Origin of the sequence: Enterococcus sp. DIV0546, assembly GCF_051712785.1 — a bacterium.
In the GTDB taxonomy this organism is placed as follows: Bacteria; Bacillota; Bacilli; order Lactobacillales; family Enterococcaceae; genus Enterococcus; species Enterococcus faecalis.
In genome coordinates this window covers 1,497,968-1,524,157 of the sequence record NZ_JBIOPO010000001.1, presented here as the reverse complement: position 1 = coordinate 1,524,157, position 26,190 = coordinate 1,497,968, and the positions used below count along the sequence as shown (strand labels likewise).

Below are 26,190 nucleotides of genomic sequence, written 5' to 3'. Positions count from 1 at the left end.
TAAAAGTTGGATTGTTTGAGGAGGAAATATTCTTGGAAGATGTACAGAAAAAATTATTAACAAAATCGAAAAGAGCCAAGATGGAGCAACGAGGGAAATTTATTAGTTTCCTATGTATTGCCTTAATTGTAGCAGTGGTTGTTTCAATTTTCTATTTTGTTGCAAGTAAAGGACTTGCTACATTCTTTAAAGATAAGATTAACGTGTTTGATTTCTTATTTGGAACAAACTGGAACCCAAGTGATATCGGCGCAGACGGTAAACCCATGGTTGGGGCTTTACCAATGATTGCGGGTTCCTTTATTGTAACGTTTTTGTCAGCGATTGTTGCGACGCCATTTGCGATTGGAGCGGCTGTTTTTATGACAGAAATTTCACCTAAAAAAGGAGCGAAATTTTTACAACCAGTTATTGAATTACTTGTAGGGATTCCCTCTGTTGTTTATGGATTTATTGGTTTATCTGTCATTGTTCCTTTTGTCCGTTCAATCTTTGGCGGAACTGGCTTCGGTATTTTAGCTGGTACGTTTGTGCTATTTGTTATGATTTTACCAACGGTTACTACGATGACCGTAGATGCATTAAAAGCTGTGCCTCGACATTATCGTGAAGCGTCGTTGGCGCTTGGTGCTACGCGTTGGCAAACGATTTATAAAGTTGTCTTGCGGGCAGCTGTGCCTGGTATTTTAACTGCGGTTGTCTTTGGTATGGCTCGTGCGTTTGGTGAAGCCTTAGCAATCCAAATGGTAATCGGAAATGCAGCTGTGATGCCAACTAGTTTAACAACACCAGCTTCGACACTAACAAGTATTTTGACAATGGGGATTGGGAATACGATTATGGGAACAGTTGAAAACAACGTTCTTTGGTCTTTAGCTTTGATTCTATTGTTGATGTCTTTACTATTCAACATTGTTATCCGAATTATCGGTAAGAGAGGAGCCTTAAAATAATGAATGCAAAAAAAGCAGATAAAATCGCAACAGGTATCTTATATGCCGTATCTGGCGTCATTGTTTTAATTTTGGCGGCCTTACTGATTTACATTTTAGCTAGAGGAATTCCACATATTTCGTGGGAATTTTTAACACAACCATCCAGAGCCTATCAAGTTGGTGGTGGGATTGGTATTCAGCTGTTTAACTCACTATATTTACTATTGATTACAATGATTATTAGTATTCCAATTTCATTGGGTGCTGGAATTTACTTATCGGAATATGCGAAAAAGAATTGGTTAACTGATTTAATTCGTACCTCGATTGAAATTTTAAGTTCATTGCCTTCCGTTGTTGTTGGGCTGTTCGGCTTCTTGATTTTCGTTGTACAAATCGGATATGGCTTTTCAATCTTATCAGGTGCGTTAGCATTAACATTTTTTAACTTACCATTATTGACTAGAAATGTTGAGGAATCTTTGAAAGCCATTCATTATACACAGCGTGAAGCGGGGTTAGCCTTAGGTCTTTCACGTTGGGAAACAGTTAAAAAAGTTATTTTGCCAGAAGCATTACCAGGAATTTTGACAGGTGTTATTTTGAGTTCTGGTCGGATTTTCGGTGAAGCCGCTGCGTTAATTTATACAGCAGGACAAAGCGCACCTGCCTTAGATTTCAGTAATTGGAATCCATTGAGCGTTTCAAGTCCAATTAGCATTTTCCGTCAAGCGGAAACGTTGGCTGTGCATATTTGGAAAATTAATACCGAAGGAACGATGCCAGATGGCGCTGCGGTCTCAGCAGGTGCCTCCGCTGTGTTAATTTTAGTAGTTTTACTTTTCAATTTCGGCGCTCGTTTTATCGGCAACCGTCTTTATAAGAGAATGACATCAGCTTAATGTTAGGGGAATTAGCATGAAAGAATACAATTTAAATGATACCCATTTACTTCAACTAGATAGCCAAAAAGACCCGATTGCGTTACACACGGAAGACTTACATGTCTTTTACGGGGACAATGAAGCTATCAAAGGTGTTGATTTACAATTTGAAAAGAACAAAATAACCGCCTTAATTGGACCTTCTGGTTGCGGTAAATCCACGTATTTACGTTCGCTAAATCGTATGAACGATGGCATTGCCAATTCACGTGTTACTGGAAAAATTATGTATAAAGATGTCGATGTCAATACGAAAGAAGTTGACGTCTACGAAATGAGAAAACGCATTGGCATGGTTTTTCAGCGGCCCAATCCATTTAGTAAATCTATCTATGAAAATATCACATTCGCGTTGAAACAGCATGGCGAAAAGGATAAGAAAAAATTAGATGAAATCGTTGAAACAAGTTTGAAGCAAGCCGCACTTTGGGATCAAGTGAAAGATAACTTAAACAAAAGCGCCTTAGCTCTGTCTGGTGGGCAACAACAACGTTTGTGTATCGCTCGGGCAATTGCGATGAAACCAGATATTTTATTGTTAGATGAACCGGCAAGCGCGTTAGATCCGATTTCAACAGGAACGGTTGAAGAAACGTTAGTGAATTTAAAAGATGATTACACTATCATCATTGTGACACATAACATGCAACAAGCGGCGCGGATTAGTGACTATACAGCTTTCTTCTATATGGGCAAAGTCATTGAATACGACCATACAAGAAAAATCTTTACACGACCAAAAATTCAAGCAACGGAAGACTACGTTTCAGGACATTTTGGTTAGGAGGAGCAAGATGGGCAAAGAAATTATTTCATCAAAAGATTTACATTTATATTACGGGAAAAAAGAAGCATTGAAAGGCATTGATTTAACTTTTAATCAAGGAGAATTAACTGCCATGATTGGTCCTTCTGGTTGCGGGAAATCAACGTATTTACGTTGCTTGAATCGTATGAATGATTTAATCCCAGACGTAACAATTACTGGAAGTGTTGTATATAAAGGAAAAGATATTTATGGACCGAAAACAGATAACGTTGAATTACGTAAAGAAATTGGGATGGTTTTCCAACAACCTAATCCATTTCCATTTTCAGTTTATGAAAATGTGATTTATGGCTTGCGCCTAAAAGGAGTCAAAGACAAGCAAGTTTTAGATGAAGCAGTTGAAACCAGTTTGAAAGCAGCTGCCGTTTGGGAGGATGTCAAAGATAAACTTCACAAAAGTGCACTTTCACTTTCTGGTGGACAACAACAGCGGGTTTGTATCGCTCGTGTTTTAGCTGTGGAACCAGATATTATTTTATTAGATGAACCAACTAGCGCCTTGGACCCAGTTTCTAGTGGTAAAATTGAAAACATGCTGTTAACATTAAAAGAGAAATATACCATGATTATGGTGACACATAATATGTCACAAGCATCACGGATTTCTGATAAAACGGCCTTCTTTTTACAAGGTGATTTAATTGAATTTAATGACACGAAAAAAGTATTTTTAAATCCAAAAGAAAAACAAACAGAAGATTACATTTCTGGTAAATTTGGTTAAAAGGGGGAAAAAGAATGTTACGGACACAATTTGAAGAAGAACTATTGAATCTGCACAATCAATTTTATGAAATGGGTATGATGGTTAGTAGTGCCGTCCATAAATCCGTGAAGGCATATATTAATCATGATAAAAAATTAGCTCAAGAAGTGATTGATCGCGATATTGAAATCAATGATATGGAAGTCAAACTTGAGAAAAAGAGTTTTGAAATGATTGCGTTACAACAACCAGTGACAACAGACTTACGTATGATTATCACTGTTATGAAAGCTAGTTCGGATTTAGAAAGAATGGCGGACCATGCCGTTTCAATTGCTAAATCAACGATTCGCTTAAAAGGAGAAACACGTATTCCTGAAATCGAAAAAGAAATTTCAGATATGTCTGATTATGTGAAAAAAATGGTGGATAATGTTTTAATCGCCTATGTTAAAACGGATCAAAAAGATGCACGAATGATTGCACAAATGGATGATCGTACTAATGAATATTTCGATAGTATTTACAAACATGCCGTAGAAGCAATGAAAGCTAATCCAGAAACGGTCATTAGCGGAACTGATTATCTACATGTGGCACAATACTTGGAAAGAATTGGCGACTATGTCACAAATATTTGTGAGTGGATTGTTTACTTGGCAACTGGTAAAATTACCGAATTGAATAGTAATCGTGACGAACAATTTTAAGAAAAACAAATAAAAAAACTAGGAGACGGCCTTTTTTAGACCAATTCCTAGTTTTTTTAGCGTAAAATGAACTGATTTTATAAAACTAGTCCTTACTAATGAGAAGAAATCGTTCTTAAGTCCTATGACAAATGATCAAAAACAAGGCATAATAATGCATGTAAGGAAAACACTATTGAGTGAAAAATTTGCTAAGGAGGCAATATCCATGAAAGAAAGAGAACGCGTATTAGAATTAGTGAAAAAAGGTATTCTAACGTCAGAAGAAGCGTTAATTTTATTAGAAAATATGGCAACTGAAAAAGATGAAAAACAAATCGAAAAAGCTGCTGAAAAAGTTGATACACAAAATATTGGAACAACAAATAAAGAAGATCAAGTCGCAGATTTAATGGATGCATTAGAAAAAGGCGAATCAGAAGGACCTACTGTTGATTCGTTTGAAGAAAATAAACAGGACAGTGCAGAAAAAGATCGTGAAAACTTAGAAAGAATTCTTGATGAGTTAGCAACAAAAGCCAATCGTGCTTCGGCTGAATTGGACGAAGTCAACGCAGAAATTGCCGGCGTCAAAGAAGAAATTAAAGAAGTCGCAGAAGAAATTGGAACATTAGATACAAAAGAAGAATTAGATGCATTGACAGAAGATGAACAAGTTCAACGAAAAGACTTGCACGTTTTACTTGCACAATTAGAAGAAAAATTAGCGACTCAAAGTACTGAAAAAACAGCACTGGAAGAAGAACTAAAAAACATTCGCAAAGAACAATGGAAAGGTCAATGGAATGATACAAAAGAAAAAGTTTCTTCTCAATTCTCTGAAGAGTGGAAAGATCAAGCCACAGATACCTTTAACCAAGTCGGCGGCAAAGTTGCCGAAGTTGGCGGTCAAGTGGGAGAATTCTTGAAAAAAACATTTAATTCTTTCAGTGATACCATGAATGATAATGTGGAATGGAAAGACATTAAAATGAAAGTTCCTGGTGTGGCAACAACTAAGTTTGAACATGAGTTTAACTATCCAAATCCACAAGCAAGTTTAATTGATGTCAAGGTAGCAAATGGTACCGTGGTTTTCAAAACTTGGGATCAAGAAGATGTGAAAGTCGAAGCAAAAATCAAATTATATGGTAAAATGGCAGGAGATTCACCAATGGAAGCTTTCTTAGAACGAAGTGACATTGATGTGGATGATGAAACAATTTCTTTCCAAGTGCCAAACAAACGGGTGAAAGCAGATTTAACGTTCTATTTACCAAAACGCACTTACGATCATGTATCTGTTAAATTATTAAACGGAAATGTCTTAGTAGAAGAGTTAACAGCGAAAGATGTTTACACAAAATCAACGAATGGGACGATTACGTTTAAAAAAATTGATGCAACTATGTTAGAAATTGAAGGCGTGAATGGTGAAATTAAAGTCCTAGAAGGAACGATTTTAGATAACATTATTGAAACAGTCAATGGTGATGTGTCTATTTCCGCGGCACCAGAAAGTCTAAGTGTCTCTCTGATTAATGGAGATATCCGCATTACAGCTAAAGAAAAAACGCTTCGCCGTGTTGAAGCAAGCTCTGCAAATGGGAATATCAAGTTGGCCTTGCCAAATGACTTAGGCGTTGAAGGGCAAGTGAAAACGAATTTAGGTAGTATTAACAGCCGTTTAACAGATATTGAAGTTGTTCGTGAAAAGAAAGATCGCGGCAATCAACAATTACATTTTAGACGTGTACTGGAAGAATCAATGGCTCAAATTAATGCTTCTACAACAACGGGAAGTATTTTCCTAAAAGATACGGATAAATAATTAATAATTTTAAGCTAGATGGGCTGACGAATCAGCCTTTCTAGTGTAAAATTTAGTAGACGAGGTGAAAACATATGAAAAGAAAACTAACAAAATCTCCGAATAACGTGGTTTTAACAGGAAGCTTAGCTGGGATTGCTGATTGGCTAGGAATTGACCCAACAATTATTCGTGTCGTTTATGTCTTGCTCAGCTTTTTCTCAGCAGGATTTCCAGGCATTCTCTTATACATTGCCTTAGCAGTCTTGATCCCTTCTGGAAGAACAGGAAGCGATCGCGGCTACGGCCATCAAAATCCTTATAATAGAAATGTTCGCAATGAAAATCCTTATGCTGCCAATAAAAAGCAACGTAAAGAAGCGGAAAAAATTGATGATGACGAATGGAGTGACTTTTAATGACATATTTTCAGCGATTGGTTGTTAATACACTGACATTCATTTCTTTATCAGTTGTTTTTCCTGGCATGATTCATGTGAGAGGCATAATGCCTGCAATTATTGCCGCCTTTGTTCTCTCAATCCTAAATATGTTGGTGAAACCAGTCTTAACAATCTTGTCGCTCCCATTTACTTTATTAACGTTTGGTCTATTTAGCTTTGTTGTCAATGCAGCGATTTTACAAATGACCTCGTTTTTTGTGGGGGAAATGAACTTTGGCTTCTCAAGTTTTTGGGCAGCGGTGCTAATGGCTGTAATTATGTCAATTGTCAATACGATCGTTACGGATCACAATTTATCTAAATATGAATAAAAAAGCCTGAAGAACGTAGCATAAAATGCGTTCTTCAGGCTTTTTCGATGGTTAAATTTTCTAGGTGACATTCTGGATGACGGCTGATATAGCCATATAAAATGTTTAAAAAATCAACTTGTTGCTTCGAGTAATGCTCAATTGTTTTCGGTGATTTTTTGGGCATGATTTTTTTTGCTAGTTCAAGCGGTGAATATTTTTGAAACGTTTGTTTAGTTACAACACGTGTTGCTACCACCAAGCCTTGGTAAATTAAATAGTATTTGATTTTTTTCTGACAAGGTAACCACATCAGTTGCCAATCTCGTTGGTTAGCTTGACTAATTCGTTGATTTTGGTTTGCAAAGCGCGTCAAAAAGAGCCAATCTTCTTTGAGTTTTGCCGCTTTTTCGAAGGCTTGTTTTTCAGCAGCTTCTTGCATTTGTTGAGCAATTCGTTTGATTGGTTCTCGTCCTTGATTATGGAAAAAGTCGAACAATTCTTGTTGAAATAGTTCGGTCGGAATGGCACTCTCTTTTTGAAAGGTTTGATGCCAATAGTTGGTTGGGACGAGATCGTAGATACTATCCAAAATTATTTTTAAACGGTTTAATTTTCGACGAATCGAATAAGGACCAAAACAGTTCTCTTTAGTGGGAATATTTAAGAGTTTAATCTCTAATTGCCGCTCATTAACGGCTACCGATACATAAGAATATTGTTCATAAGCATTCATTTGGCGATTGTAACGCGGTCGATACTGTTGAATCAGTTGACATTCTAGAAGGAGTGCATCCAATTCTGTGTCAGTATGGAGAACATCGAAGTCTATAATTTGTTTGACTAAACGCATCGTCTTTCGAGAATGTTGATTACTATTAATAAAATAGCTCGACACGCGATTTTTTAATTTTTTGGCTTTACCCACATAAATAATTGTGTCGGTTGCGTCTTTCATTAAATAAACACCCGGTGTTAACGGTAATTGATGGGCTTTTTCCTTTAAATATTCTTTCATAAGTTTCCTCTTTTCTTAAAAGGATCGGCTTCAAGTATACAAAGTTTTCTGAAATAGTCAAGTGACAGAAATAGCATAGGTAATTTCACTGAAAAATAGTTTCATTTTTTTGAAATATGATAATTCTAGGAATTATCTAGTGAATAGCTAGAAACTTGTATTTTTAAATGATAAAATATAACAAGTAGCAGAAAGGACTGACATTCGATATGACAGAAGTGGTAAAGATTTATCAACTGGTAGAAAATCTTTCTTTAGAAGTAGTATACGGAGATGAAGAAAGCTTAAATAGAACAATTAAAACTGGTGAAATTTCCCGGCCAGGTTTAGAATTAACTGGGTATTTTAATTATTATTCCCATGACCGTTTACAATTATTTGGGAGCAAAGAAATTACCTTTGCAGAACGAATGATGCCTGAAGAGCGTTTATTAGTGATGCGCCGTTTATGTGCGAAAGATACTCCAGCCTTTATAGTATCCAGAGGACTAGAAATCCCCGAAGAATTAATTACAGCAGCAAAAGAAAATGGCGTTTCTGTATTGCGTTCACCGATTTCAACTTCCCGTTTACTAGGGGAACTATCCAGTTATTTAGATGGCCGTTTAGCTGTTCGGACAAGTGTCCATGGGGTTTTAGTTGATGTTTATGGACTTGGTGTTTTGATTCAAGGAGATAGCGGTATTGGTAAAAGTGAAACAGCTTTAGAGCTTATTAAACGTGGACATCGGCTAATCGCAGACGATCGTGTCGATGTTTATCAGCAAGATGAATTAACCGTGGTGGGAGAGCCACCAAAAATTTTGCAGCATTTAATTGAAATTCGTGGTATCGGAATTATTGACGTCATGAACCTGTTTGGAGCTAGTGCGGTCCGCGGCTTTATGCAAGTTCAATTGGTCGTTTATTTAGAGGCGTGGGAAAAAGACAAGAAATATGATCGCCTCGGTAGTGATGATGCAATGGTTGAAATAGCTAACGTTGATGTCCCTCAGATTCGTATTCCTGTTAAGACCGGCCGAAATGTGGCCATTATCATTGAAGTAGCAGCAATGAACTTCCGCGCGAAAACAATGGGCTATGATGCAACAAAAACGTTCGAAGAGCGCTTAACCCGTTTGATTGAAGAAAATTCAGGAGAATAGAAGGAGAAGATGTGATGATGTTAGCTCAAGTAAATTCAATTGCATTTCGCCTTTTCGGTATTCCCGTCTATTGGTATGCAATTATTATTGTTTCAGGGATTGCTTTAGCTGTTTGGCTAAGTAGTCGTGAAGCCGTTCGTGTTGGTTTAAAAGAAGATGATGTCTTTGACTTTATGCTCTGGGGATTACCTGCAGCAATTGTTGGCGCGCGCTTGTATTACGTCGCTTTTCAATGGCAAGACTATGTAGACAATCCGATTGAAATTTTCTTTACTCGAAATGGTGGCTTAGCGATTTATGGTGGTCTTATTGGTGGGGGACTGGCGCTGTTTTTCTTTACGCGTCATCGTTTCATTTCTACATGGACTTTTTTAGATATTGCCGCACCTAGTGTGATTTTAGCGCAAGCAATTGGTCGCTGGGGCAACTTTATGAATCATGAAGCCTATGGGCCAGCGACCACCAGACAATTTTTAGAAAATCTCCATTTACCAACGTTTATCATTGATAACATGAATATCAACGGAACGTATCATCAACCAACATTTTTATATGAATCTGTCTGGAATGTTTTAGGCTTTATCGTTTTAGTGTTATTACGCAAAAAGCCACACTTTTTAAAAGAAGGCGAAGTCTTTTTAGGTTATATAATATGGTATTCTTTCGGCCGTTTCTTCATCGAAGGCTTACGGATGGACAGTTTGTATGCGTTTAGTAACATTCGTGTCTCACAATTGTTGTCTTTAGTGATGTTCGTGGCAGCAATTGTTATTGTGATCGTTCGCAGAAGAAATCCCAATTTGAAATTTTACAATCGGGAGAAACAAAAGAAAAAAATAACAACTTCTTAATCCAACTTGATTGAAGAATATGGTAAACTAAAGAAGTAACGTTGTTTAGCGAAAGGAGAGTTTCACCGATGAAACAAAAAGTCGCTGTTTTAGGTCCAGGTTCCTGGGGGACAGCTTTAGCTCAAGTATTAGCCGAAAATGGACACGAGGTCTGTATTTGGGGAAATAAACCAGAGCAAATCGATGAAATAAATACAAAACACACCAACAAACATTATTTACCAGAATTAATCTTACCTACTTCAATTCAGGCAACCACTGATTTAGCCCCTGCTTTAGTAGATGTTGATGCGGTACTGTTTGTGGTACCAACTAAAGCCATTCGCTCAGTAGCACAAGAAGTGGCCCAACATTTAAAAACAAAACCAATTATTATTCATGCAAGTAAAGGGCTCGAACAAGGTACACATAAGCGGATTTCAGAAGTGATAGCGGAAGAGATTCCAGCAGAAAAACGGCAAGGGATTGTGGTTTTATCTGGTCCAAGCCATGCAGAAGAAGTCGCTGTTCATGACATCACAACCATTACAGCAGCAAGCGAAAATTTAGCAGACGCTGTGTATGTGCAAGAGTTGTTTATGAATGATTACTTTAGAATTTATACGAATGATGATGTGATTGGTGTAGAAACAGGGGCGGCCTTAAAAAATATTATTGCTTTGGGCGCCGGAGCGATTCATGGCTTAGGCTTTGGTGATAATGCCAAAGCGGCAATTATGACTCGTGGTTTAGCAGAAATTAGTCGTTTAGGGGTTGCGATGGGAGCAAACCCATTAACATTTATTGGTTTAAGTGGTGTTGGGGATTTAATTGTTACTTGTACAAGTGTCCATTCTCGAAATTGGCGTGCGGGTAATTTATTAGGAAAAGGCCATAAGTTAGATGAAGTCTTAGAAAACATGGGTATGATTGTGGAAGGTGTTTCAACAACTAAAGCAGCCTATGAATTGGCACAACAACTAGAAGTTGAAATGCCAATCACAGAAACAATCTACAATGTCTTGTACAATGACGAAGATGTACAACAAGCAGCAAAAGAAATCATGTTGCGCGATGGCAAAACCGAAAACGAATTTACACTTGATTTTTAGGAGGAAAAAAGATGAAAGTTAAAAAGGCAGTTATTCCAGCAGCTGGGTTAGGAACACGTTTCTTGCCGGCTACCAAAGCGATGGCAAAAGAAATGTTACCGATTGTTGATAAACCAACGATTCAATTTATTGTAGAAGAAGCACTAGCTTCAGGAATCGAAGATATTTTAATTGTGACAGGCAAAGCCAAACGTCCGATTGAAGATCATTTTGATTCAAATGTTGAATTAGAAAATAACTTAAAAGAAAAAAATAAAACCGATTTATTGAAATTAGTCGAAGAAACAACGGATGTTAATTTACATTTTATTCGTCAATCCCATCCGAAAGGCTTAGGACACGCTGTTTTACAAGCGAAAGCATTTGTTGGCAATGAACCTTTTGTCGTGATGTTAGGCGACGATTTAATGGAAGATAAAGTGCCATTAACGAAACAATTAATGGATGATTACGAACAAACACATGCTTCGACAATTGCGGTAATGAAAGTACCCCATGAAGATACTTCAAAATATGGTATTATCAACCCAGAAAAAGAAATCGAAAAAGGACTATACAATGTCGAGAATTTTGTTGAAAAACCAAAACCCGAGGAAGCACCAAGTGATTTAGCGATTATCGGCCGTTATTTATTAACCCCTGAAATTTTTGATGTACTTGAAAATCAAAAACCAGGCGCTGGTAACGAAATTCAGTTAACAGATGCGATTGACACTTTAAATAAAACACAACGCGTTTTTGCTCGTGAGTTTAAAGGAGAACGTTACGACGTTGGCGATAAATTTGGGTTTATGAAAACAAGCATTGAATATGGTTTGACTCATCCAGAAGTAAAAGATAATTTACGAGAATACATTATTAATTTAGGTGCTCAATTAGCGAAAAAAGAGCAACCAAAAGAAAAATAAATAAAAATAAGCGTAAAATTTCAATTCGTTAGAAGGAAATTTTACGCTTATTTTCTTAAAGAAAAGGGCATGAGAATTTTATAAAATAAATTGGCATTCTTAGCTTTATGAGTTGTGAAAAATATAAGTTGGTGTTATCCTAAGATTATAAATAAAATTTCAGAGGGGAGTAATGATATGTCAGGTGGGGAAATTGCTGCCTTAATTGCAGCGGTAGCATTTGTTGTTTTAGTCATCTTTTTAGTACTTGTGTTATATAAAGTTTCTCAAGTTGTTTCAAAAATTGAAGATACAATTGATGAAACAAACACAACAATCAAAGTCGTGACTAGCGATGTGAATGTATTGAGTCGCCAAGTGGAAGGCTTGCTTGTTAAAAGTAATGAACTATTGACAGATGTGAATCAAAAAGTGGCAACGATTGATCCGTTGTTTACGGCCGTTGCTGATTTAAGCGAAAGTGTCTCTGAATTGAACACCTCAAGTAAACATTTGATTACAAAGGTAGGAACCGTAGGGAAAGGCACAGCGAAAGCTGGTTTAGTGAGTAAAGTAGGCGGTTCTGCTTTTAGAGCAATGCGTTCAAAAAATAAAAAAACAAATAACTAATTGGAGGAGATTTTTATGGCTAAAAAAGGCGGATTTTTCTTAGGAGCAGTAATTGGTGGAACAGCAGCAGCCGTTGCCGCATTATTACTTGCACCAAAATCAGGTAAAGAATTACGTGATGATTTATCAAATCAAACAGATGATTTAAAAAACAAAGCGCAAGATTACACAGATTATGCTGTTCAAAAAGGAACAGAATTAACAGAAATCGCAAAACAAAAAGCCGGCGTTTTATCAGATCAAGCCTCTGATTTGGCAGGTTCTGTCAAAGAAAAAACAAAAGATTCATTGGATAAAGCACAAGGTGTTTCTGGCGACATGCTTGATAACTTTAAAAAACAAACAGGTGATTTATCTGATCAATTTAAAAAAGCAGCTGACGATGCTCAAGATCACGCAGAAGATTTAGGTGAAATTGCCGAAGATGCAGCAGAAGATATCTATATTGACGTTAAAGATTCTGCGGCAGCGGCCAAAGAAACTGTTTCTGCTGGTGTCGATGAAGCAAAAGAAACCACCAAAGATGTTCCTGAAAAAGCTGCAGAAGCAAAAGAAGATGTTAAAGATGCAGCGAAAGACGTAAAAAAAGAATTTAAAGGGTAACAAGCGTTTAGCTTATGAAAGTTAGCAACGGATCGTGTTGCTTTTGTTCAGCGGCTTACCTTAAAATTTAGAAATGAGGCCATCAGTCCGGTTGACTGATGGCCTCATTTTATTTTTATGCTATTCAATAATTTGCAATTCTTTGGTTGTCTTAGTGAATGGTTCGGAGCCTGTTTTCGTTACGTGTAAACAATCTTCAATACGAACGCCTACTTTTCCAGGAATGTAAATACCGGGCTCAATAGAGAAACACATACCTTCTTCAATGACTAAATCATTGCCATGAACCAGCGATGGGTATTCATGGACAGTAGTTCCAATGCCATGGCCTAAGCGATGGTTAAAGTATTCACCATAACCAGCTTTTGTGATTACACCTCGAGCAATATCATCTAATTCGCCTGCTGTAACACCAGGTTTCACCGCTTCAGTTGCTGCTAATTGTGCTTCTAAAACAATTCCATAAATTTCTTTTTGGAAATCAGAAGGTTCCAAGTAGCTGACTGTTCGTGTGGCATCACTACAATAGCCATTATGAACGACACCTAAATCAAATAACACTAAGTCATGGGGCTCAATTTTTGTTTCGCCAGGTACCCCGTGAGGACTAGCTCCGTTTTTTCCTGTTAAGACTAACGTATCAAAACTCATTGAGCGAATACCTTGACGTTTTAATTGATACTCGATTTCTGCAACAATTTCTTGTTCCGCAACGCCTGCTTGAATTGCTTTGAAGCCAATCTCAAAAGCGACATCCGCCCAACTACCAGCTTCTAGTAAACGTTGAATTTCAGGTTCTGTTTTAATTAATTGAAGTTTTTCAATTAAAGGCGTAACATCATGCGAAAAATCGCTAGCTGGGAAATAGGTTTTCAATTGATCAAAACGAGCTAAAGAAAGAGCTTGTTTTTCTAAAGCAAAGCGTGGTGTGCCTTGTGTTCGTTTATTTAATAAAGCCGCAATTTTTTCCCAAGGATTTTCGCTATCTAAATAACCATAAACGGGATAAGTCCAACTACTATTTTCGGCATCTTCGACTTCTAATGCAGGTGTAAATAAAAATGATTGGTCGTCCGCAGCGATAAACAAAGCTAACACGCGTTCATGAGGTTCGCTTTCGTAACCGGAAAAGTAAGCGATATGACCAGGATCACTAATATAAGTGAAGTCAATCTTTTCTTGGTGCATCCAATTTTTTAAATCGGCAATTTTTTCTTGATTCATAAAACATCCTTCTTTCTTTTATTCTGAAGTGAATCACAGTACTATCATAACATGAAATGACAAAAAGTTCCTTTTGAAATGGAAAGTAAATTTTCATGAAAAAACGATAAAACGGTTGCAAAAATAGAAGAATTTTGATATTCTAGGCTAGGAAAGAAATGTAAACAGTGTTTTCAGAAAATGAGAACAAATTCATATTTATAGGAGAAGAAACATGGAAAAACAAACAATTACAATTTATGATGTTGCTAGAGAGGCAAATGTATCTATGGCTACTGTTTCTCGTGTTGTCAATGGTAATCCCAATGTAAAACCAGCAACGCGTAAAAAAGTCTTAGAAGTGATTGATCGCTTAGATTACCGTCCTAACGCAGTCGCACGTGGTTTAGCAAGTAAAAAAACGACAACAGTGGGTGTTATTATTCCAGATGTTAGTAATGCATTTTTTGCTTCATTAGCACGTGGCATTGACGACGTGGCTACAATGTATAAATACAATATCATTTTAGCTAATTCAGATGGAGATGATCAAAAAGAAGTTACTGTATTAAACAATTTACTTGCCAAGCAAGTAGATGGGATTATCTTTATGGGTCATCGCATTACAGATGATATTCGTGGTGAATTTTCACGTTCAAAAACACCTGTTGTCTTAGCAGGTTCAATTGATCCAGACGAACAAGTCGGTAGCGTTAATATTGATTACACAGAAGCAACGAAAGATGCAACAGCGACTTTAGCGAAAAATGGGAACAAAAAAATTGCTTTTGTTAGTGGTGCATTAATCGATCCAATTAATGGTCAAAACCGAATGAAAGGCTACAAAGAAGCTTTAGCGGAAAATGGCTTATCTTATAATGAAGGCTTAGTTTTTGAATCTGAATATAAATTTAAAGCAGGCATTAATTTGGCTGAGCGTGTCCGTAATAGTGGGGCAACTGCTGCCTTTGTTACAGACGATGAGCTAGCGATTGGTTTATTAGATGGGATGCTAGATGCTGGTGTGAAAGTTCCAGAAGAATTTGAAATCATTACAAGCAATAACTCATTGCTTACAGAAGTCTCTCGTCCACGTCTATCAAGTATTACACAACCTTTATATGATATCGGTGCCGTGTCAATGCGCTTATTAACAAAACTAATGAACAAAGAAGAAATTGAAGAAAAAACAGTTGTTTTACCTTATGGAATTGATCAAAAAGGTTCAACAAAATAAATTGAATTAAACGGCTAAACTAAGAGCGTTAACTCTTAGTTTAGCCGTTTTTTGATACCTAAAAATGAGCCAGAAAAATACGTTTTCTGGCTCATTTTAGCAAGTTAATTATTGTTCTTTTTATTATCGTTGTTTTTATTGTTGTTATTATTTGTAGTGGCACGTGGAGCAAGATTTCCCCAGTAAGAAGCGTAATTGCTGTCTGTTCCACCGATCCCAAATTTATAGGTACTTTGTGGTGCACCATCTTTGGCATAGTATGAAGTCGTTGTTTTGCCAGGTGTATTGAACTTGGCACCATTATAGGTAATTGAGCCAGGTTTTTCACCAGTAAATTCAGAAACTTTTGATTTAATAACGCTTGGATCTAATTCAAATTTTTGACCAATGCCAAACAATTCTGGATTCGCATAGTACAGCGCGTTGGCTAAGTTCGCCATATAATTCCCGTTATTGTCGCCGCTGGTCGTCGTCATTGGCGCTGGTAGATCATGTCCTGACCAAGAACTTAGTGTCACAGTCGGGGTAGAGACAATTAGCCATGAATCTTTATAGTCATTAGTTGTCCCAGTTTTTCCGACCCAATCAGCACTGGCTAAATGAGGATTCAAGCCAGCTAATGTTGGTTTGAATTTTGTCGTATTCGCAGAATCCACCACTGAGCGCAACAAGTCATTCATAATAGAAGCGGTCGCCGGTGAATAAACTTGCGTTCCTTCATCTTTGTGTTCGTAGACCACATGTCCGCTATTGTCTGTGATTTTTTCAATCATGTAGGCTTTTTGATATTTACCTTTGTTAGCAAGCGCTTGGAAGCCGTTTGTTTGTGTTACAACATTTGTTTCTACTGAACCCAATGGCGCAGATTCGTAAGCCCAAGCATCTGAAGCTGGATAGTTCATTTTACTTAAGTAGTGATTGTAAGAGAAATTATCATCACCCATTTTTTTCCTTAGCTCATTATTAACATGAACGACAGGGATATTGAAAGACCAATTCAAGGCATTCCGAACAGTCACGAATTGATTTAAATCCACATTTGTGGAATTAACAAATTCTGTACCATCAGCATAAGTCGTTGGGTAGTTGGCCAGACGACTTTCAGAACCAATGATTCCTTGATCAATCGCAGGGCCATAGACAGAAATTGGTTTAATCGTAGAACCAACTTGACGATCGGCATTAAAGGCATGGTTGTTTTGATTAATATCGAAGTTTCTGCCGCCGATAAAACCGAGGATACGACCAGTAGCGTTATCCATTAAAATATTGCCAGTTTCAATCATTGTATTCCCATTGACATCTGCAGTGCCATCATCAAGCAAATAACCATAATTTGCGACAGCGGTTTGCATCGTGTTATAAATATTCTGGTCAATGGTCGATTGGATTGTATAGCCTTGCGACTGGATTTCGCGACGTGCCTGTTCTTCATATTGATCTAAACCAACTTGATCTAAATCATCACGATTAACTTTAGCTTTTTTCATATCTAAATCCATGACAATCTCAACTGCTTTATCTAACACCGTATAGTATAGATAGCCTTCTGTATTGACATTGGCCTGTTCAGTTGGTAAAAAGTCTTTTTTCAAGTCGTAAGCTTTGGCTTCTTCAAATTCCTTTTGCGAAATAGCTTTTTCTCGGTACATACTGAAAAGAACAAAATCTTTTCTCTTCATTCCTAAAGACAAATCGTCTTTCAAGGCACCAGTGTTAGTATAGGGCGTGTAAACAATGGGACTTTGGGGAAGTCCTGCGATAAAGGCCGCTTGAGGAAGATTCAAGTCCTTGGCACTTTTACCAAAGAGTCCTTTGGCTGCTTCTTCCACGCCTGCAATATTTTCACCTTTGTTATTACGACCAAAAGGGGAGACATTTAGATAAGTTGTCACGATTTCGTCCTTAGAAAAGTATTTTTCAATACGTAAAGCTAATAAAATTTCGTTGGCTTTCCGTTTAAAAGTCGTTTCGTCAGTTAAAATCTGTTGCTTGACTAATTGCTGAGTCAATGTTGAACCACCAGAAGAACCGCCGATACCTGTCGCATCAGAAATCAACGCTCGAACTAGCGCTTTTGGTACCACCCCATGATGTTCTTCAAAATATTCATCCTCTGTTGAAATAATGGCTTTTTTTAGCAATGGAGACATTTGATCGCCATTAATTCGTGTCCGAATTAAATCTGATTTGATGTTAGCAATCGGAGTACCATCTGCGTAAGTCATTTTTGACACTTCGGTAATATCACTGATTTCTTTTTGCAATTCTTCCTTCGTTGGGGGCTGTGTATCTTCAACTAGAAAAGCAAAATAGCCCATTCCAATACCTAAGCCAAGAGAGCCACCTAAGACAATCAGAATAACCCCAAAAACCACTAATGACTGAAAAACGCGAATAATGACATTTAAAATAAGTAAAAAGACATTGCCGCCAGAAGAGGTCGTTGGTTTTTGCTTATTGTTACTTGAATTATTTTTCAAAAGCTTCACCTCAATAAAATGATACATTCTGTGTTATTATAGCAAAAAAAAGCTTCTATGAATAGTTTCTACACCAATTGCCATTTTTTGTTGAAAAAACATAAGAGAAAATAGGGAAATCTCATTTTTTGACTTTTCAAGTGTGACAGAATCGGTTACTATGAATAGGGGAATTTGATCTATTATTATGTTTTACTATAGGAGGAAAATCATGAATTCAGCTTTTTTTGAAGAATTAAAAGCCCGTGGGTTGGTCTACCAAGTCACAGATGAAGAAGCCTTACAAAAACAATTAAATGAAGAATCTGTTAAATTATATATCGGCTTTGATCCAACGGCAGACAGTTTACACATCGGGCATCTACTGCCAATTCTTATGTTACGTCGTTTCCAACAAAATGGCCATGTGCCCATTGCTTTAGTTGGTGGCGGAACAGGCATGATTGGTGATCCATCATTCAAAGATGCAGAACGTAGTTTAAACACACTTGATACAGTGAAAGCTTGGTCTGAAAGTATTAAGGGCCAGTTGTCACGTTTTATCGATTTTGAAGATGAAAAAAATCCAGCGATTCTAGCAAATAACTATGATTGGCTTGGAGAGCTTTCATTAATTGATTTCTTACGTGATGTTGGAAAAAACTTTACAATTAACTATATGATGAGTAAAGAAAGCGTGAAACGCCGAATCGAAACAGGAATTTCTTATACTGAATTTGCGTATCAATTATTACAAGCGTATGATTTCTTGAAATTGTACGAAACAGAAGGCTGTTTATTGCAATTAGGCGGCAGTGATCAATGGGGAAACATTACTTCAGGGATTGAATTATTACGCCGAGAACAAGAAGTTCAAGGATTCGGCTTAACTATGCCTTTAATTACAAAAGCAGATGGTACCAAATTTGGTAAAACAGAAGGAAACGCAGTTTGGTTAGATGCGGAAAAAACTTCGCCATATGAATTTTATCAATTCTGGATTAACACAGATGATCGTGATGTCGTGAAATTCTTGAAATACTTTACTTTCTTAACATTGGATGAAATTGCAACAATTGAAGAAGAATTTACAGCGAACCCAGGTCAACGTGCTGCGCAAAAAGCGTTAGCCAAAGAAGTCACTACTTTAGTCCACGGTGAAGCAGCCTATCATCAAGCGGTTAAAATTTCAGAAGCTTTATTCAGCGGAGATATCCAAAGCTTAACAGCAGAAGAAATTAAACAAGGCTTTAAAGATGTACCAACGTACGAGGTGCAACCAGAGGATCAATTAAGTTTAGTCGACTTATTAGTTACCTCAAAAATAGAACCATCCAAACGTCAAGCCCGTGAAGATGTTCAAAATGGAGCGATTTACGTCAATGGAGAACGTAGACAAGATTTAGCAGCTGAATTGACAGAAACTGATAAAATCGAAGGACAATTTACTGTGATTCGTCGCGGTAAGAAAAAATATTTCTTGTTAAAATACTAAAACAGGGTATAATGCTTTGTATATATGGATTTCTGAAACGTTGAATACCAATTTGAATACCATATTTAGAAATTAGCATAATTAGACAATTTCTCGATTGCATTTCTTTCGGAGGACTTGGTTACATGAGTGTAAATATCCATAGTGGTGTTTACATTGGTGTGACCAAGTCTTTTTTGAACGTCTTTAATTGTAGCCCCAGATTCAAATAATAACGAAGCGTGAGTATGACGAAATGAATGAGGCGATAAAGCAGTTTGCAAATTTGAAGATAGTAGATGATTAATGTGTTCTAAATAATGTACAGTATTATTCTTTTTATGAAACACTAGTTGTTCACTATCCTTTTTTATTCTTAAACCATATTTTAGAAGTTCTTGTTTTTGTTGTTTTTTCCAAAAGCTTAATTCAGATACTGTTGTTTGATCAAGTCCGATAGTACGTTTTGATGCTTTGGTTTTAGGTTCGGAAATAATATATTTTTTTCCAATTCTGGTTAATGTTTTATTCACAGTTAACTGTTTTTGTGAAATATTAATATCATCCCAAGTTAAAGCATACAATTCGCCTTTTCGTAAGCCAGTAAAAGCTAGTACACGAAACATTAGATAGTCTTGAAAAGATAACTTGCTTTTGGCTTCTTCTAAAAACTGTTTTAACTCTGTAAGTTCTAAGAATTGTTTTTTGTCAGAGTTGTTTGTTTGATTTTTTTTAGGCATCACGACATATTGCATTGGATTCACTTCAATAATATCTTGAGAAACAGCATAGTCTAACATCTTTTGAGTAATTGATTTAAGTAAATGGAAAGCAGAGTATTCTTTACTCCACTTGTTAACGGCTTTTTGGCACATCAATTTAGTTATTTTATTTATTCTAGTATTACCAAACTCTGGTAGTATATGAAGCCGAAACATACGCTCTGTGTGACCTGCTGTGATGGGTTTAACTGTATTTACATATTGAGCATACCAAAGCTCGTAAACGTCTTTAAATGTGCTGTAATTTTGTTTTACAAAGCCTCTTGTGTTTACTTCCAATTCTAAACGAGAAAGAGCAAGTTTTGCTTCTTTTTGAGTTTTAAAGCCACGCCTAGTCGTACGTTTAGATTTTCCAGTTAATGGATCAATGCCTAAATATGCATTGAACATATAGGCGGTTGATCCATCTTTCTTTGTATATTTTTTTATCGTAGCCATATTTGTTAATTCCTTTCTTAGCTGTAATTTTATGTATATAGGAAAGAAAAGCAAAAGCTATTCTTTCCTATAATTTATTTATTTCTCCATTGATCATATCCCATTGAGCATGCATAGAATCAAAGTTCGCTCCTGGAGAACTCATAGTACCAGAAAATATTACTTGATCACCTATCGCAAATGAACTTGTATCATCAATGTTTTTCACAAATATGACATATGATGATAGTGGAGTTGCTGCTACAGAAGTGGTCCAAGATTCATTATTAAACTTACTATTAGCTATAATGGCTACTCTATGATTCATTGGTTCTATAACTGTACCAGTAAACGTAAATTCTTTATTTCTAATTAATTCATCAAACACTTTTATTTGGTCCGTTGATGGATTAATAGAATAATATTGTTCAACAAAATTACCAAAGTCTAGATTATCTGTAGAAAGAAATTGTTTGAATTTATCTATATTTTTTGTTGTAGTTTCATTATTTTTTTCAGAAGAAGTATTTGTAAGAGTTGAGCTTGTCGTTGATGTAGAATCATCGTCAGTTGATGGTCCCAAAATACCTCCTACTATCATTAATAAAAAAGCGATTGCAATTGCTTTAACAATATTCTTTTTTGATATATCTTTTTTTGAAAATAAAGAATATATCAAAAAAATTACTCCTAATAAAATTCCTAAGAACCCAACTAAAAATAAAAAAAATCCCATGTATAAATCACCTTTATCTGTTATGTTTTTGTTCTAATTTCTTTTTCAATCTTTCTTCAATTACTATATTCAATTTTTCTAAATCATTTTTACTTAAATATAGAAATTTCATACATTTTTCATCAATTTTCTTTTTCTTGTAAGTTTGAAAATCATAAATTGACAATTCAAATAATTTTATCCAGCCTCGTGATTCGTAGAATCATTTTTTTCAGTATCAGATAGCATTTCTTCAAATAAGCTGTCAAGCGCATCAATACCAAATTCTTCTGCATAACGTTGAAGATTTTGAAGCGTTCGTTCGTCAAAATTTGATAATTTATCTTCTCTTTTTTGTTCCATTAATTGAGATTCAGCAAAATCGTAAACTTTTTGTTGGCGAGGTGGAGAAAGCTGATTGTAAATAGTTTCGATAGAAGATTTTTCGTCTAATCCTAAGATATATTCAGGTTTTAAATCTAAAATAGAAGAAAAATTTTGTATTTCATCAAGAGGATATTGATGTTTTAAATTTTCATATCTAGAAAGAGTTGATTTTGGTATGTTAAGTCGTCTCGACATTTCTGATAATGAAATACCTAATTCTTTTCTTCGAGCAACTAAAATATCTCTTATTTTTTCGTTGTTATTCATAAGAACCTCCTTTCTGTTTTGTAAATATTATAGCATAAAGTTCCAAAAATGAAACATAATTTAAGAAAAGTTAAAAAAAGTGTTGCAAAAATGGAACAACAATGATAATATCTAAATGTATTCGAAAGTAAAATATTTATAATAATTGAAAGGAGTGATTGTATGTTTAATACAGATAGAGTTAAAGCAGAACGAATTGCGGCAGGATTGACTCAAGAAGAAATAGCTAATGAATTGGGATGGTCAAGAACTAAATATGTAAAGTTTGAAAATGGAAAATCTAAAACAGGAGCTGATGATTTAGCAGATTTTGCTAAAATTGTAGGAGTTACAGATATGAATATTTTTTTTAAATTTAATGTTCCGAAAACGGAACAACGATTAGCATAGGAGGTGAGAGGGATGGAAGGGACAATACGTATGATAAATAATCAAATAATTATTGAGTCAGGAACAGGAATTTTACTTTTTGATAAACATGGCTTTAGCTATGAAGTTAAAAAGGGATAAGTTCTATTAGGAGGTATTCAGAGAATGTTAAGTAAGGAAACATACAAGTCAATTGAAAAGTTTATTCAAGAATATTTGAATTCTAGTAAAAAGAAAAGCCCTGCAATGATTTGGGCCATTGCAAAGCTAATTGAAAGTATTACGTTTTAATTTTAAATAATATTAACAAACTTAACTGTAGAGAGATTGATAATTTTACTATCAATATAATCATCTAATTTAACATGAATATAATTATTGTCATTTGGTAGTTCATCAATCAAAGTAGTTGCAGAAAAACGAAAATCTTTATCAAAAACAAAGGTAACTCTTTTTTGCTTTGATAAAGCATCCATAATAGTTTGCTTCATTACCAATAATCCTCCTTATCAGTTATTTCAGTGGACCACTCACTGATAAGGAAATTTTATCAAAAAAAATAAATAGAAATCAATCATCGTGAGGTGAAAAAATGCAGGGAATCGACTTTCTAACAGAACAACTAGACAGCGAAATAAAAGAAGTATCTGAACAGATTATTGATTGCCAAAAATCTGCATTGGAACTTCAAGAAAAATATCAACGTTTAGTTGCAAAACGTGAATATATATTGCTGAACGAAGAAATATATGTAGCTAGTAAAAAAACTAGTTTTACTAAAAAAGAATTACAAAAGAAATTTAAGTTGGGTGATGACACATTTAACATGATCAAAAAAATTGGTCGTTTAGAAGAAATTGACAAAAGAGGTAACGCAAAGATTTATGATTTAGAACAATTTATGCAAGCAAGAGAAGAGTACAAATTGTGGAAATCGAAACGATAATGAGTTTTGAGTTAAACGACGTAATATAAGGAGAATATTATGGCTTATACGATTGATCAAGAAGCTTGGATACTTAAACAAATCAAAAAAGAACGTAAACAGCTTCAAGATGATAGAGCAGCACTCAGACAATCTGAACAATTAACGGAAAATAAAGCAGCTCAAATCGAAATAGAGCTTGAATTTTTAAGGGATTTAGAAATTCAAAATAGAATTCATTTATAGGAGGTTAACAACATGAAAGCAATCCGAGAAGCACGATTGATAGGCGCATTTTTATTGATGATTGCGCTAGGTGTGTTATTGAAAAGTCACTTTTCAATGCCAATACTAGCAACATTAAGTGCGCCTTTCTTTATCCATTGGTTTTTTAACTGGGATGAAGCGAAGTATCAATACTCTAAAAAAGGAGGCGATAAAAAATGTATGTAGCTGTGGGTGAAGCTAGTAGAGAAACATACGTGACTGGAGAAACACAAGCGGAAGTCTTTAGAAAATTGTTTGAAGCATATCCATATGTTTCGTTTGATGAAGGTGTTTATCCAGAGAGATTAAATGTAGTACAAAAAAAGCCCCGAACGTCTGCAAACGAACAGGGCAAATATTGAACAAAAAAATTCAAAATTTATTAACTAAGGAGAGTATAACAAAATGAACGATAAAATTCAAAAATTGATTAAAAAACTATCAAAAGAATGCCAGAAAGAAGACGTAGGTTTATCTTTGGCTGCTATCGATTTAGAAGGAGAAGCAACAATAGCCCAAATTGGAGAAGATGTGATGGTAGCTATCGCTGCACATAACATAGCCAATACACCCGAGTAAAAGAAGCACTAGCTGAATTAGATTGTGATTGTCCAATGCATCATCATTTGAAAGAAATGTACGGTATTGAAACAGAAACTACAGCTAAAAATAAACATACTTTTGTCACAGATGATCCAAACGATTTGATAGATATATTATCGAAAATTTCTCGAGGTGAGTTTAAATGACTAGAAAAGAAAAGATAAACCAAGCAAAAAGATTAGCTGATTTATGGTACAAACAACAAAAAAGTCAATTATACATTGCGCAACAAAAAGAGCGCAGAGGAATTGCATGATGAAAAAAGCGACTATGCCGCCAAGCAATTAGTCGCATACAAAAATTACACTAGAAAAATTGTAACACAGAAAAGAGGTTTTGTGAATGAATCGTAGAGAAGCAAATGCACTAGATAGATATTTAATAGAATCGCCTGAAACGCTTAGTGAAGAGGATAATGAAGAAATTAGAGATTGGAAAGACAATGTATTGACAATCTATGACGAAGTATTGGAAGTAACGCTTAGGGATACTATTTCAGGGAAAACAATTGAAAAGATTACGAAATCAGAAGATTACATGGAACTTATTCTTGATGAGTATAAAGATTGTATTCCCATTAAAGTTACCTTTTTTGATGCAGGAGACTATATTCGATTAAATTCTTGTCGTTGGTCAGTTTGTTATAAAGAGGAGAGAGAACATGTCAGAAGATAAAAAAACATTTGTAGAAAAACTAATTGCTGTGCAAACAGCATTAAAAGCTCCTAAAGGGCAATATAACTCGTTTGGAAAATATAAGTATCGATCAGCAGAAGATATTCTAAATGCTGTGAAGCCACTAAATGCAGAGCAAGGATTACTTTTGACACTATCAGATGAACCTTTGCTAATCGGAGATTGGCATTACATTAAGGCAACTGCGACTATAACGGATGGCATTATAAAAGAAAGTTTCACCGCGTACGCTAGAGAATCACTTACCAAGAAAGGGATGGATGATAGCCAAATCACTGGAACTGCTTCTTCGTATGCACGGAAGTATGCGCTAAATGGATTATATCTAATTGATGATACAAAAGATGCGGATACAGACGAATACAAGAAACAAGAAAAAAATGTAAAGAAAATTACTAAAAAACAATTGGAACAATTGAGAGCAAATTTCCAAAAAATAGCTGCCTTAAAAAAAGTTTCAGAAAAAAGTGTAGAAGCTCAATTTCTGACGATTATAAAATTTGATGGAAAGATAGAAGAATTAGACACAGAAATACATCATAAGCTAATGGAATTAACCAATAGAAATATTCATAAACTAGAAAATGAACAATTTTTTAATGATGTGATGGAATGATTGGAAAAATCATAAAACATAAAGGAAATAAATTAGCTATCGAGTTCGAGGAAGAAATTAACTCAAATTTCCTCGATCTCTTAGCTAACAATGATGACAATTTGGCAAAAGTTGAACTGTTAGATAATCGGCAAATGTCTCAAAAACAAAATGCACTTTCTCATGTTTTAATAGCCGACATCGCTCGTTGGAGTTATGACGAGCCTAAATGGATAGAAGGGGTTTTAAAATATTACTACGAAGCTAAAAGCGGTGTGTATTTTGAACACAGTAAGGCTACACGACATGAAGCAACAGAATGGATTAGTTTTTTAATCGAATTTATTCTAAAAAACGATGTGCCACTAGAAATGAGATACCAATACTTACTAGAAAATAATAAATGGTTTTATTACTGTCTTAAATATCGTAAGTGTTGTATTTGTGGGAAACATGCCGATGTTTGTCATATCGAGGTAGTCGGTATGGGGCGAAATCGTCAAAAGATTAATCACGAAACATTTACTTTTTACGCTGGTTGTCGACAACATCATCAAGAAGAACATCAGATAGGTACTAAGAACTTTTTAAACAAGTATCAAATTAAACCAGTAAAACTAAACGTTGAAGAACGTAAGAAGTTGAATATTGGAGGTTAACAGTTTGGTAGAGGAATTACTTGAAAAATACAGACAATTAACATCGAGTCAAAAACTATTTTTTGAACTATTAGCATTTGTCTATATCGGTTCAAGAAATGGTAAAGGAATAGCTATTGAAGCACAAACAATAAAAAAAGTCGTTAACGGAGAAATTAAGCATAAATATGTTTATACGGTCGTTGTTGATGAGGAGGATAACTAGTGAATAAATAAAGAGGGGATTTTCCCCTCTTATCT

General features: G+C 35.5%; 34 protein-coding genes. 27 read left to right on the top strand and 7 right to left on the bottom strand.

Annotated elements, in window-relative coordinates:
* Positions 1–32: 32 nt before the first annotated feature.
* The 8 genes from pstC (at position 33) to IGJ24_RS07445 (ending at position 6,688) form a co-directional block, all read left to right on the top strand.
* On the top strand, positions 33–953 hold the full coding sequence (gene pstC / locus IGJ24_RS07480; protein ID WP_002357299.1) for a phosphate ABC transporter permease subunit PstC: 921 nt from the start codon (positions 33–35) through the stop codon (positions 951–953).
* Positions 953–1,837 carry a phosphate ABC transporter permease PstA gene (gene pstA / locus IGJ24_RS07475; protein WP_002357300.1) on the top strand — a complete coding sequence of 295 codons (885 nt, stop codon included), beginning with the start codon at positions 953–955 and terminating at the stop codon, positions 1,835–1,837. Before pstC ends, pstA begins: the two co-directional genes overlap by 1 nt.
* Before the next feature lie 16 nt (positions 1,838–1,853).
* On the top strand, positions 1,854–2,663 hold the full coding sequence (gene pstB / locus IGJ24_RS07470; RefSeq protein WP_002357302.1) for a phosphate ABC transporter ATP-binding protein PstB: 810 nt from the start codon (positions 1,854–1,856) through the stop codon (positions 2,661–2,663).
* Positions 2,664–2,673: 10 nt separating this feature from the next.
* Positions 2,674–3,432: a phosphate ABC transporter ATP-binding protein PstB gene (gene pstB, locus IGJ24_RS07465; protein WP_002357303.1), complete on the top strand. Its 759-nt coding sequence runs from the start codon at positions 2,674–2,676 to the stop codon at positions 3,430–3,432.
* A gap of 14 nt (positions 3,433–3,446) precedes the next feature.
* A complete protein-coding gene (gene phoU / locus IGJ24_RS07460; protein WP_002357304.1) occupies positions 3,447–4,124 on the top strand; it encodes a phosphate signaling complex protein PhoU in 678 nt (225 codons plus the stop codon).
* Between the two features lie 208 nt (positions 4,125–4,332).
* Positions 4,333–5,934 carry a daptomycin-sensing surface protein LiaX gene (liaX, locus tag IGJ24_RS07455; protein WP_289865431.1) on the top strand — a complete coding sequence of 534 codons (1,602 nt, stop codon included), beginning with the start codon at positions 4,333–4,335 and terminating at the stop codon, positions 5,932–5,934.
* Positions 5,935–6,008: 74 nt separating this feature from the next.
* Positions 6,009–6,332, top strand: coding sequence for a PspC domain-containing protein (locus IGJ24_RS07450; protein ID WP_002357306.1), 324 nt, complete (start codon positions 6,009–6,011; stop codon positions 6,330–6,332).
* Positions 6,332–6,688 carry a phage holin family protein gene (locus IGJ24_RS07445; protein WP_002357307.1) on the top strand — a complete coding sequence of 119 codons (357 nt, stop codon included), beginning with the start codon at positions 6,332–6,334 and terminating at the stop codon, positions 6,686–6,688. Before IGJ24_RS07450 ends, IGJ24_RS07445 begins: the two co-directional genes overlap by 1 nt.
* Positions 6,689–6,722: 34 nt before the next feature.
* Here the strand turns inward: IGJ24_RS07445 and IGJ24_RS07440 are convergent, their stop codons facing one another.
* Entirely contained in the window at positions 6,723–7,685 is a 963-nt protein-coding gene (locus IGJ24_RS07440; RefSeq protein ID WP_002364069.1) for a GIY-YIG nuclease family protein, read from the bottom strand.
* A gap of 209 nt (positions 7,686–7,894) precedes the next feature.
* Between IGJ24_RS07440 and hprK the strand changes: the two genes are divergently transcribed.
* The 6 genes from hprK to IGJ24_RS07410 all read left to right on the top strand — a co-directional run bounded on the left by hprK (position 7,895) and on the right by IGJ24_RS07410 (position 12,892).
* Entirely contained in the window at positions 7,895–8,830 is a 936-nt protein-coding gene (gene hprK / locus IGJ24_RS07435; protein ID WP_002357309.1) for an HPr(Ser) kinase/phosphatase, read from the top strand.
* Between the two features lie 17 nt (positions 8,831–8,847).
* Positions 8,848–9,681: a prolipoprotein diacylglyceryl transferase gene (gene lgt / locus IGJ24_RS07430; RefSeq protein WP_002381830.1), complete on the top strand. Its 834-nt coding sequence runs from the start codon at positions 8,848–8,850 to the stop codon at positions 9,679–9,681.
* 68 nt (positions 9,682–9,749) lie between these two features.
* A complete protein-coding gene (locus tag IGJ24_RS07425; RefSeq protein WP_010822900.1) occupies positions 9,750–10,772 on the top strand; it encodes an NAD(P)H-dependent glycerol-3-phosphate dehydrogenase in 1,023 nt (340 codons plus the stop codon).
* A gap of 11 nt (positions 10,773–10,783) precedes the next feature.
* Entirely contained in the window at positions 10,784–11,680 is an 897-nt protein-coding gene (gene galU / locus IGJ24_RS07420; RefSeq protein ID WP_002357314.1) for a UTP--glucose-1-phosphate uridylyltransferase GalU, read from the top strand.
* Between the two features lie 177 nt (positions 11,681–11,857).
* Positions 11,858–12,289, top strand: coding sequence for a DUF948 domain-containing protein (locus IGJ24_RS07415; protein ID WP_002357316.1), 432 nt, complete (start codon positions 11,858–11,860; stop codon positions 12,287–12,289).
* A 15-nt stretch (positions 12,290–12,304) separates the two neighbouring features.
* Positions 12,305–12,892 (top strand): YtxH domain-containing protein, encoded by a 588-nt coding sequence (locus tag IGJ24_RS07410; protein WP_002381831.1) that lies wholly within the window; start codon positions 12,305–12,307, stop codon positions 12,890–12,892.
* A 120-nt stretch (positions 12,893–13,012) separates the two neighbouring features.
* Here the strand turns inward: IGJ24_RS07410 and IGJ24_RS07405 are convergent, their stop codons facing one another.
* Complete coding sequence (locus IGJ24_RS07405) at positions 13,013–14,116, bottom strand: aminopeptidase P family protein (protein ID WP_002366790.1); 1,104 nt, start codon at positions 14,114–14,116, stop codon at positions 13,013–13,015.
* A 214-nt stretch (positions 14,117–14,330) separates the two neighbouring features.
* Here IGJ24_RS07405 and ccpA point away from each other — a divergent pair, with 214 nt between their 5' ends.
* On the top strand, positions 14,331–15,332 hold the full coding sequence (gene ccpA / locus IGJ24_RS07400; protein WP_002357319.1) for a catabolite control protein A: 1,002 nt from the start codon (positions 14,331–14,333) through the stop codon (positions 15,330–15,332).
* 104 nt (positions 15,333–15,436) lie between these two features.
* Here the strand turns inward: ccpA and IGJ24_RS07395 are convergent, their stop codons facing one another.
* Positions 15,437–17,842: a transglycosylase domain-containing protein gene (locus IGJ24_RS07395; RefSeq protein WP_289865432.1), complete on the bottom strand. Its 2,406-nt coding sequence runs from the start codon at positions 17,840–17,842 to the stop codon at positions 15,437–15,439.
* Positions 17,843–18,026: 184 nt separating this feature from the next.
* Between IGJ24_RS07395 and tyrS the strand changes: the two genes are divergently transcribed.
* Positions 18,027–19,289 (top strand): tyrosine--tRNA ligase, encoded by a 1,263-nt coding sequence (tyrS, locus tag IGJ24_RS07390; protein ID WP_002357324.1) that lies wholly within the window; start codon positions 18,027–18,029, stop codon positions 19,287–19,289.
* A 65-nt stretch (positions 19,290–19,354) separates the two neighbouring features.
* Here the strand turns inward: tyrS and IGJ24_RS07385 are convergent, their stop codons facing one another.
* The 3 genes from IGJ24_RS07385 to IGJ24_RS07375 all read right to left on the bottom strand — a co-directional run bounded on the left by IGJ24_RS07385 (position 19,355) and on the right by IGJ24_RS07375 (position 21,836).
* Positions 19,355–20,488 (bottom strand): tyrosine-type recombinase/integrase, encoded by a 1,134-nt coding sequence (locus IGJ24_RS07385; RefSeq protein ID WP_438775388.1) that lies wholly within the window; start codon positions 20,486–20,488, stop codon positions 19,355–19,357.
* Positions 20,489–20,555: 67 nt separating this feature from the next.
* Positions 20,556–21,203: a DUF3221 domain-containing protein gene (locus IGJ24_RS07380; protein WP_438775387.1), complete on the bottom strand. Its 648-nt coding sequence runs from the start codon at positions 21,201–21,203 to the stop codon at positions 20,556–20,558.
* Between the two features lie 177 nt (positions 21,204–21,380).
* The gene (locus IGJ24_RS07375) at positions 21,381–21,836 is read right to left on the bottom strand and encodes a helix-turn-helix domain-containing protein (protein ID WP_438775386.1); all 456 of its coding nucleotides are present in this window, start codon (positions 21,834–21,836) and stop codon (positions 21,381–21,383) included.
* A 162-nt stretch (positions 21,837–21,998) separates the two neighbouring features.
* Between IGJ24_RS07375 and IGJ24_RS07370 the strand changes: the two genes are divergently transcribed.
* Both IGJ24_RS07370 and IGJ24_RS07365 read left to right on the top strand, forming a co-directional pair.
* Positions 21,999–22,226: a helix-turn-helix domain-containing protein gene (locus IGJ24_RS07370; protein ID WP_438775385.1), complete on the top strand. Its 228-nt coding sequence runs from the start codon at positions 21,999–22,001 to the stop codon at positions 22,224–22,226.
* A gap of 144 nt (positions 22,227–22,370) precedes the next feature.
* A complete protein-coding gene (locus IGJ24_RS07365; protein WP_277992524.1) occupies positions 22,371–22,496 on the top strand; it encodes a hypothetical protein in 126 nt (41 codons plus the stop codon).
* 2 nt (positions 22,497–22,498) lie between these two features.
* Here the strand turns inward: IGJ24_RS07365 and IGJ24_RS07360 are convergent, their stop codons facing one another.
* Positions 22,499–22,696, bottom strand: coding sequence for a hypothetical protein (locus IGJ24_RS07360; RefSeq protein ID WP_242384544.1), 198 nt, complete (start codon positions 22,694–22,696; stop codon positions 22,499–22,501).
* A gap of 101 nt (positions 22,697–22,797) precedes the next feature.
* Here IGJ24_RS07360 and IGJ24_RS07355 point away from each other — a divergent pair, with 101 nt between their 5' ends.
* From IGJ24_RS07355 to IGJ24_RS07315, 9 genes are all read left to right on the top strand, one after another.
* Positions 22,798–23,151, top strand: a complete 354-nt coding sequence (locus tag IGJ24_RS07355; RefSeq protein ID WP_128704549.1) for a hypothetical protein — start codon at positions 22,798–22,800, stop codon at positions 23,149–23,151.
* Between the two features lie 39 nt (positions 23,152–23,190).
* Positions 23,191–23,376: a hypothetical protein gene (locus tag IGJ24_RS07350; RefSeq protein ID WP_242384543.1), complete on the top strand. Its 186-nt coding sequence runs from the start codon at positions 23,191–23,193 to the stop codon at positions 23,374–23,376.
* A gap of 12 nt (positions 23,377–23,388) precedes the next feature.
* Positions 23,389–23,583: a hypothetical protein gene (locus IGJ24_RS07345; protein ID WP_242384542.1), complete on the top strand. Its 195-nt coding sequence runs from the start codon at positions 23,389–23,391 to the stop codon at positions 23,581–23,583.
* A complete protein-coding gene (locus IGJ24_RS07340) occupies positions 23,574–23,759 on the top strand; it encodes a hypothetical protein (protein ID WP_438775384.1) in 186 nt (61 codons plus the stop codon). The genes IGJ24_RS07345 and IGJ24_RS07340 overlap by 10 nt, the downstream gene beginning before the upstream one ends.
* Before the next feature lie 43 nt (positions 23,760–23,802).
* Complete coding sequence (locus tag IGJ24_RS07335) at positions 23,803–23,976, top strand: hypothetical protein (protein WP_438775383.1); 174 nt, start codon at positions 23,803–23,805, stop codon at positions 23,974–23,976.
* 366 nt (positions 23,977–24,342) lie between these two features.
* Positions 24,343–24,675 carry a hypothetical protein gene (locus IGJ24_RS07330; protein WP_242384538.1) on the top strand — a complete coding sequence of 111 codons (333 nt, stop codon included), beginning with the start codon at positions 24,343–24,345 and terminating at the stop codon, positions 24,673–24,675.
* Complete coding sequence (locus tag IGJ24_RS07325; RefSeq protein ID WP_174114269.1) at positions 24,662–25,312, top strand: ERF family protein; 651 nt, start codon at positions 24,662–24,664, stop codon at positions 25,310–25,312. The genes IGJ24_RS07330 and IGJ24_RS07325 overlap by 14 nt, the downstream gene beginning before the upstream one ends.
* The gene (locus tag IGJ24_RS07320; RefSeq protein ID WP_438775382.1) at positions 25,309–25,950 is read left to right on the top strand and encodes a putative HNHc nuclease; all 642 of its coding nucleotides are present in this window, start codon (positions 25,309–25,311) and stop codon (positions 25,948–25,950) included. The genes IGJ24_RS07325 and IGJ24_RS07320 overlap by 4 nt, the downstream gene beginning before the upstream one ends.
* 4 nt (positions 25,951–25,954) lie before the next feature.
* A complete protein-coding gene (locus IGJ24_RS07315; RefSeq protein ID WP_002357010.1) occupies positions 25,955–26,155 on the top strand; it encodes a hypothetical protein in 201 nt (66 codons plus the stop codon).
* The last annotated feature ends 35 nt before the right edge of the window (positions 26,156–26,190 follow it).

What these genes read in the sequence shown, in the direction of transcription:
- pstA (WP_002357300.1), top strand. Translation starts at nt 953, where the DNA reads ATGAATGCAAAAAAAGCAGATAAAATCGCAACAGGTATCTTATATGCC.
- pstB (WP_002357302.1), top strand. Translation starts at nt 1,854, where the DNA reads ATGAAAGAATACAATTTAAATGATACCCATTTACTTCAACTAGATAGC.
- pstB (WP_002357303.1), top strand. Translation starts at nt 2,674, where the DNA reads ATGGGCAAAGAAATTATTTCATCAAAAGATTTACATTTATATTACGGG.
- phoU (WP_002357304.1), top strand. Translation starts at nt 3,447, where the DNA reads ATGTTACGGACACAATTTGAAGAAGAACTATTGAATCTGCACAATCAA.
- liaX (WP_289865431.1), top strand. Translation starts at nt 4,333, where the DNA reads ATGAAAGAAAGAGAACGCGTATTAGAATTAGTGAAAAAAGGTATTCTA.
- IGJ24_RS07450 (WP_002357306.1), top strand. Translation starts at nt 6,009, where the DNA reads ATGAAAAGAAAACTAACAAAATCTCCGAATAACGTGGTTTTAACAGGA.
- IGJ24_RS07445 (WP_002357307.1), top strand. Translation starts at nt 6,332, where the DNA reads ATGACATATTTTCAGCGATTGGTTGTTAATACACTGACATTCATTTCT.
- IGJ24_RS07440 (WP_002364069.1), bottom strand. Translation starts at nt 7,685, where the DNA reads ATGAAAGAATATTTAAAGGAAAAAGCCCATCAATTACCGTTAACACCG.
- hprK (WP_002357309.1), top strand. Translation starts at nt 7,895, where the DNA reads ATGACAGAAGTGGTAAAGATTTATCAACTGGTAGAAAATCTTTCTTTA.
- lgt (WP_002381830.1), top strand. Translation starts at nt 8,848, where the DNA reads ATGTTAGCTCAAGTAAATTCAATTGCATTTCGCCTTTTCGGTATTCCC.
- IGJ24_RS07425 (WP_010822900.1), top strand. Translation starts at nt 9,750, where the DNA reads ATGAAACAAAAAGTCGCTGTTTTAGGTCCAGGTTCCTGGGGGACAGCT.
- galU (WP_002357314.1), top strand. Translation starts at nt 10,784, where the DNA reads ATGAAAGTTAAAAAGGCAGTTATTCCAGCAGCTGGGTTAGGAACACGT.
- IGJ24_RS07415 (WP_002357316.1), top strand. Translation starts at nt 11,858, where the DNA reads ATGTCAGGTGGGGAAATTGCTGCCTTAATTGCAGCGGTAGCATTTGTT.
- IGJ24_RS07410 (WP_002381831.1), top strand. Translation starts at nt 12,305, where the DNA reads ATGGCTAAAAAAGGCGGATTTTTCTTAGGAGCAGTAATTGGTGGAACA.
- IGJ24_RS07405 (WP_002366790.1), bottom strand. Translation starts at nt 14,116, where the DNA reads ATGAATCAAGAAAAAATTGCCGATTTAAAAAATTGGATGCACCAAGAA.
- ccpA (WP_002357319.1), top strand. Translation starts at nt 14,331, where the DNA reads ATGGAAAAACAAACAATTACAATTTATGATGTTGCTAGAGAGGCAAAT.
- IGJ24_RS07395 (WP_289865432.1), bottom strand. Translation starts at nt 17,842, where the DNA reads ATGTATCATTTTATTGAGGTGAAGCTTTTGAAAAATAATTCAAGTAAC.
- tyrS (WP_002357324.1), top strand. Translation starts at nt 18,027, where the DNA reads ATGAATTCAGCTTTTTTTGAAGAATTAAAAGCCCGTGGGTTGGTCTAC.
- IGJ24_RS07385 (WP_438775388.1), bottom strand. Translation starts at nt 20,488, where the DNA reads ATGGCTACGATAAAAAAATATACAAAGAAAGATGGATCAACCGCCTAT.
- IGJ24_RS07380 (WP_438775387.1), bottom strand. Translation starts at nt 21,203, where the DNA reads ATGGGATTTTTTTTATTTTTAGTTGGGTTCTTAGGAATTTTATTAGGA.
- IGJ24_RS07375 (WP_438775386.1), bottom strand. Translation starts at nt 21,836, where the DNA reads ATGAATAACAACGAAAAAATAAGAGATATTTTAGTTGCTCGAAGAAAA.
- IGJ24_RS07370 (WP_438775385.1), top strand. Translation starts at nt 21,999, where the DNA reads ATGTTTAATACAGATAGAGTTAAAGCAGAACGAATTGCGGCAGGATTG.
- IGJ24_RS07365 (WP_277992524.1), top strand. Translation starts at nt 22,371, where the DNA reads ATGTTAAGTAAGGAAACATACAAGTCAATTGAAAAGTTTATTCAAGAA.
- IGJ24_RS07360 (WP_242384544.1), bottom strand. Translation starts at nt 22,696, where the DNA reads ATGAAGCAAACTATTATGGATGCTTTATCAAAGCAAAAAAGAGTTACC.
- IGJ24_RS07355 (WP_128704549.1), top strand. Translation starts at nt 22,798, where the DNA reads ATGCAGGGAATCGACTTTCTAACAGAACAACTAGACAGCGAAATAAAA.
- IGJ24_RS07350 (WP_242384543.1), top strand. Translation starts at nt 23,191, where the DNA reads ATGGCTTATACGATTGATCAAGAAGCTTGGATACTTAAACAAATCAAA.
- IGJ24_RS07345 (WP_242384542.1), top strand. Translation starts at nt 23,389, where the DNA reads ATGAAAGCAATCCGAGAAGCACGATTGATAGGCGCATTTTTATTGATG.
- IGJ24_RS07340 (WP_438775384.1), top strand. Translation starts at nt 23,574, where the DNA reads ATGTATGTAGCTGTGGGTGAAGCTAGTAGAGAAACATACGTGACTGGA.
- IGJ24_RS07335 (WP_438775383.1), top strand. Translation starts at nt 23,803, where the DNA reads ATGAACGATAAAATTCAAAAATTGATTAAAAAACTATCAAAAGAATGC.
- IGJ24_RS07330 (WP_242384538.1), top strand. Translation starts at nt 24,343, where the DNA reads ATGAATCGTAGAGAAGCAAATGCACTAGATAGATATTTAATAGAATCG.
- IGJ24_RS07325 (WP_174114269.1), top strand. Translation starts at nt 24,662, where the DNA reads ATGTCAGAAGATAAAAAAACATTTGTAGAAAAACTAATTGCTGTGCAA.
- IGJ24_RS07320 (WP_438775382.1), top strand. Translation starts at nt 25,309, where the DNA reads ATGATTGGAAAAATCATAAAACATAAAGGAAATAAATTAGCTATCGAG.